The following is a 5,476-nucleotide window of genomic DNA, read 5'->3' on the forward strand; positions in this document are numbered from 1 at the left end:
TTGTGTAGATACCAATGCCCGGAGGGAGGGTGATGCATGAATACTCAAAAACTCTTCTACAACACCAATAGGATAAGAATTCGATGAATCTTGAACTCAACAACAAAACAGCACTGGTCACCGCATCAACAGGCGGAATCGGTCTGGCGATCGCGACTCGCCTGGCTGCCGAAGGAGCAACAACAATCGTCAATGGTCGCAGCGAAGCGAGCGTCGACACGGCGATTGAAAAGATTCGCGAGAGTCAACCGAAGGCCGACCTGATCGGACTAGTGGCCGACAACGGGACGGCCGAAGGCGCCGCACGAACCATCGCCGAACATCCGCAGATCGATATCCTGGTCAACAATCTGGGCATTTTTGAAGCGGTTGATTTTTTCGACCTGACGGACGAAGCGTGGCAGCACATCTTTGACATCAACGTGATGAGCGGTGTGCGTCTTGCACGGCACTATCTGAAGGAAATGCTGGAGCAAAACACCGGACGCATCATCTTCATCAGCAGCGAATCCGGCGTCGTGCCCGCTCCAGAAATGCCTCACTACGCAATGACGAAGACGGCACAACTTGCCGTCTCGCGTAGTCTGGCTCAATTGACCAAGGGAACCTCCGTCACGGTGAACACAGTCATGCCTGGATCGACGTTAACGCCAGGTGTGAAGGAATTCGTCAGCAACCTTTTCCCGGACGAGCCCTACGATTCGGCTGAGAAGCGATTCATGGCAGACAATCGGCCGACCTCGTTGATTCAAAGATTGATAGAACCCGAAGAGATCGCCAACATGGTCGCGTTTGTTGCCAGCCCACTCGCTTCCGCTATCAATGGAGCACCCATACGAGTCGACGGAGGACTCATTCCAACGATTGCTTAACGGTGTCGGAAAAGAAACGTTAAGGTGAAGCGGGCGAAAAGAACGTTTTGAGCTTGACCCGCATTCAAACGACCGAAGTGGCGGATTCGCAAATGCTCCTTCGCTTGCTTGATCCTTTTGACGAAGGAGTTGCCGAGGTTACGCTCGAAAACTAGCCAAGTGGATTGGATCGCCTATGACGAACTGCACCTGAACTGGGTGGCCGCCAATGGAGGAAAGGACCCGGCAAGGGCCTACCGGCAGTACGTTAGTCAAGGATTGGAGGTGCCGGAGAATCCGCTCTTCCTGCGCACTGAGTGACTGGGCACTCAGCGGCTGGGGGCTTGGTAGCGAAGCGTTTCTCAAGAAGTCCATCGCGATGGCTCAGTCCAGCGATACTCAGGAACGTCAACGCACGACTCGCCGTTTGAAGGCTGTCACCTGCCAAGAGATCATCACCGAAACCGCTGCCTATGATGAAGCCGACCAGGCAAGCGATATGGCGAAGGATCGCATGAGTATTTTCCAGTGTGAAGTTTTCAGTTTGCTGAGTGCATTCAAAGTTCACCGACCGGCGGCAGTCAGTTCCTTTTTGTCAATGACGCCGTCGCCGTTCTTGTCAAAGCGGCTGAAAGCCTGAGCCGGACCGCGGAACTCAGCTTTCGTGACCTTGCCGTCTTTGTTCGCATCGTGACGAAGCATTCGGTCCGCCATTCCGCCACCGCCGCGACGTTGCCTTCCGTCAGCGGACGCGAGTGCCGGAGGATTCTCCATCGCACTCCTCATCTCTTCTTCGCTCCACGAAGGAACTTCTTTTCCGCTTATTTTAAGTACGGTTGCAAACCAGTAGTGGGCCATCACTTCGGCTCCCATTCCGTTGGGATGAACCTTGTCCGCCTGAAACGCTTGTGGCCAGAGTTTGCTTGTCGGAGTCCAAACATCGGGGCCAGCGTAAACGTCAGTGGGATTGGATTTCATAAACGTGGCGAGCGAAAGCCGTTCATTTCCGATTTCTGGTTCCATGCCTTTTTTGAAAATATGCATCGCGATGACCACCGCGTCGGCACCGTCGGATTTCAACAAGTCCGCGTACTGTTTAATTGCGTCAGCGCCCTTACGAATGTTGATCGCATCGTCTTCGCTTCGAATGCCATCAGATCGTCCACCAAAGACCCATTGCAGCGACTGCTGCGCCAGGACGATCGTCGGCTTCGAATCATCTTTCAGCAATGGTCGCAGCTTGGTGGTCCACGGTCGCATCGGCTGTCCGGATTCAACGTTCATCCATTTTGCAATCGGCGTCGTCCCTTGAGTCGCCGACTTGACTTCGATGACCTGTTTGCCATCAAAGTACCGATCCAACTTCCTTTGCAAAATCTCCGGCCAATGAAACGAAGTTGAGTACCCGTTAACGACGAAGGTCCGCGGCTTTCCATCGAACCAATCGGCATGGGATTCCTGCCCAGCGGCGGAGTTCATGAATCCGAGCGCGGACGCGCAAAACAGAAGGCATACTAGTTTCTGTCTCATTATGACGTTCCTTGAGTGAAAGTTGTTCCGGTAAGCAATTCGGCAGGAGTCTTTGAGCATTTGGGATTTTTTTGGGTAGCGTCGTTGCTCCCACGTACAACCTTCCGGTTCAATGCCGCATCCATCCAGCGGTTCATCGTTTCAAATTCTTCTCTTAAGTATCGCATACGATTCCGAAGGCACCCCTTTCAGCCTGCCTTCTGGTCCTTGTGATCTTGCGGCGTAACAACGTCGACAATCTGATCAAGTGATTGATGGAAGGCCTGTCGCTCTTTGAGCGTTACTGCATTCTCAATGGACGATCGAAGAGTTTCAGAACTTCGGCTGAGCTTGGTAGCGAGTCGTCGTCCGGCGGCAGTTAGGTGAACTCGCCGTGCTCTCCCATCTTCTTTGCAACGTACACGGCGCACATAATCACGTTTCTCCAGCAGTTTCAGCATCGCCGTCACGGTGTTCCCGTCCGACGCCATGCGTTCGCCCAATTGCGATTGTGTGATACCGTCCTCTTCAGACAGCAGCGACAACAAAACGAATTGGTCTGCCGTAACATCGAATTGAGCAAAGTGAGCCTGCGCCACCCGATGCATTGTCAGGTAAGCTCGACGCAATCGCATCGGAATGGATTCTTCGAAGGTCATTTGTCACCATCAGCAGGGAAGAAAAACGTACGGGGCTATTCTCTGTCACCGAGAAAGCCGAGGAATGTTACGACATCCGCCGGACCGTTGTGGCGATCAACTTCTTCGCCGTCTGTGTTGAGACGAACAAAGACTGGGGTTCCGACGACCTCAAACTTATCCGCAAGCTTCTCACCATCGTCGGTAGTGATATCGACTTTCACTCCGACAAACTGGCGCGACTTGTCGACGACCCGCTTGTCCCTTAGCGGCCCCTGATCCATTGCAAAGCAAATCGGGCAGCCCTTGAAGTGGAAGTTCACGAGCACCTCTGAGTTTGACTTCTTCGCGCGCTTGAGTGCATCGGAGAAGTTGCTGTTCCAAACGATGTCGTTCTCCATTCCTGCGGGGACTTTGACGGGAGTCGACGAAGCTGACACATCTTTACTCGAAGCACGAGAGCCAGGACGCGCCGTTCGCTTGCCGCCACCGCCCGGCATCGTTTGACCATTGGGAAACTCCGGTGGATGAGCGCCCCCACGACCGCCGGATTTTAGCAAAGCCGTCAGTGGTTCACTCAATAGTCGCGCATCAATCCACGGCATCTTAAAGAACACACGCCCATCCTGACCAATGATGTAACCGGCGTTTGCAAGTCCTCCGTATGCCAAACTCACCTTATTGTCGATGTCGTCAACCGCGACGGGCAAGCCAATTGATATTTCTCTTGCAACTTTCTCTGCGAGCCTGACTCGTTCCTCCAACGTCGTCGGAGGTGGCGTGTCTTTGTAGGCTCCACTCCCCGCATGTGCTTCACGACCATAGAGCACAACAAAGTGGACGCGTTTACCGAACTGCTGTTGCAGCTCCTCGATTTTTCCGTGGCTACGTCGGAACACCGGGCACGTGCAACTTCCGGTCTCGATGATCACGGGCGCTGTCGCCAGCAGTTCATTGAGGGACACCGTCTTTCCGGACAGATCCTTCAACTCAAACTTCGGCGCGTTGTCTCCGGGAGCCGGTTTTTCCGTTGGAAAGGCCTGATACTCTGCCATCCTCTCGGCCATACTCAGCTCGCCGATCACGTTGCCTGACGACCGGGAAGTCTTTGCACCTGATGCTCGTGAACCGCCGGACGCTCCGCCCATCTCCTTCGATGTAATCACGCCGTCCCCGTCAGCGTCGAAACGACTGAAGGCTCGTACCGGCCCAGAGAATTCGGCTTTGGTCACTTTCCCATCACCATTCTTGTCGTACCGTTTCAATCGGTCCGCCATGCCTCCACGTTGCTGTGCGTGAACGGATGAAATCGGCAGCAGTACGATCGTCGTCAGGAATAAAATTCTGAACATGGCTTGTCTCCAATGCAAAACCTCTGACTCGAAGGGCGGCAATTGGTCGGTTGAATGTACCGAAACCAGCTGTCTCTCAGTTGCATGGTAGTACGCATGCGTAGTAATATACAACCCGCAAATCTTCACTTCTTTAATTTAATTGGAAGGCAATCAATGTCATCTCCGACTTCGCAAGTTCCGATCGTCAGCAAAGTCATGGAACGAACTGACCCAGAAGAACACGGCGCCAGCTTGAAACCGGTCCAGAAACGCGAAGTTGTGCTGAGACTTGAGGCCGAATCGCTCGACAACATGCGGAAACAGGCGACCGTTCGTGTCGACCAACCGAAAGGCAGCACCTTTCAGATCATCTGCGACGAAGGCCCTTACCTCGGCGGCGACGATTCCGCCCCGCCGCCGCTGGCCTACTACAGCGCCAGCATCGCGTTTTGCCTGCTGACGCAACTTTCGCGATACGCATCAATCAAGAAACTGAACATCCACAGCATGAAGCTCTCGCAGGAAACACGTTTTGCGATGGAAGGTTCCGTGGTCAAAGGAACGTTGGCAGGCCGAGGCGTTGAGGTCGTCACGAATCTCGACATCGAGTCCGACGAATCTGAAGAAACGATTCGGCAGATGATCGAAGTCGGCAAGAACAGTTGCTTTATTCATCAGTCGATCATGAACCCCGTCCCGTCCAGGATCGAAGCAACCGTTAACGGCGATCCACTGCTGTCAATCGATTGACGGTGCGTCGCTCCGTTGCTTGGGCTTACTTCGTAATAATGATTCGAGTGCAGGACTGGAGTATCGGTGAATTCATTACGGTACCCGCGCCGTGTTCGTCCGTCGTTAGGGAATCGCTTCGCAGGGGTCAGGCCTTGTGTTCGGTGTTCAGGCCCAGGGAAGATTCGATTTGATGGGCTAGGTTGCGCCATGCCCTGGGTTCTTTGAAGCGTTTATCGGCACGACGCACAAGGTTGGAAACACTATTGGTGCCAGCAAGACCGAACCTTGGCCCGAGTTGTGACAGGGTGGCTCCGGTCCATCGCCGACACAGCCATGCCGCAATATCTCGGCCAGCGATCTCATGAAAGATGGATGGCACCAGACAAGACCCACTTGCGGAACTATCCCGACG

5 protein-coding genes are annotated in these 5,476 nt (G+C 53.9%); 2 read left to right on the forward strand and 3 right to left on the reverse strand.

Going from position 1 to position 5,476, the window contains the following annotated elements:
• Window positions 1–83 precede the first annotated feature (83 nt).
• The gene (locus tag NB063_RS32120) at window positions 84–872 is read left to right on the forward strand and encodes an SDR family NAD(P)-dependent oxidoreductase (RefSeq protein ID WP_250933941.1); all 789 of its coding nucleotides are present in this window, start codon (window positions 84–86) and stop codon (window positions 870–872) included.
• 543 nt (window positions 873–1,415) lie between these two features.
• Here the strand turns inward: NB063_RS32120 and NB063_RS32125 are convergent.
• From NB063_RS32125 to NB063_RS32135, 3 genes are all read right to left on the reverse strand, one after another.
• The gene (locus NB063_RS32125) at window positions 1,416–2,381 is read right to left on the reverse strand and encodes a hypothetical protein (protein WP_250933943.1); all 966 of its coding nucleotides are present in this window, start codon (window positions 2,379–2,381) and stop codon (window positions 1,416–1,418) included.
• A gap of 188 nt (window positions 2,382–2,569) precedes the next feature.
• Entirely contained in the window at window positions 2,570–3,019 is a 450-nt protein-coding gene (locus tag NB063_RS32130) for a MarR family winged helix-turn-helix transcriptional regulator (protein ID WP_250933944.1), read from the reverse strand.
• A 35-nt stretch (window positions 3,020–3,054) separates the two neighbouring features.
• Window positions 3,055–4,350: a deiodinase-like protein gene (locus NB063_RS32135; RefSeq protein WP_250933946.1), complete on the reverse strand. Its 1,296-nt coding sequence runs from the start codon at window positions 4,348–4,350 to the stop codon at window positions 3,055–3,057.
• Window positions 4,351–4,506: 156 nt separating this feature from the next.
• Between NB063_RS32135 and NB063_RS32140 the strand changes: the two genes are divergently transcribed.
• The gene (locus tag NB063_RS32140) at window positions 4,507–5,082 is read left to right on the forward strand and encodes an OsmC family protein (RefSeq protein ID WP_250933948.1); all 576 of its coding nucleotides are present in this window, start codon (window positions 4,507–4,509) and stop codon (window positions 5,080–5,082) included.
• Window positions 5,083–5,476: the final 394 nt, after the last annotated feature.

Origin of the sequence: Aporhodopirellula aestuarii (assembly GCF_023701485.1) — a bacterium.
Classification (GTDB): domain Bacteria; phylum Planctomycetota; class Planctomycetia; order Pirellulales; family Pirellulaceae; genus Rhodopirellula; species Rhodopirellula aestuarii.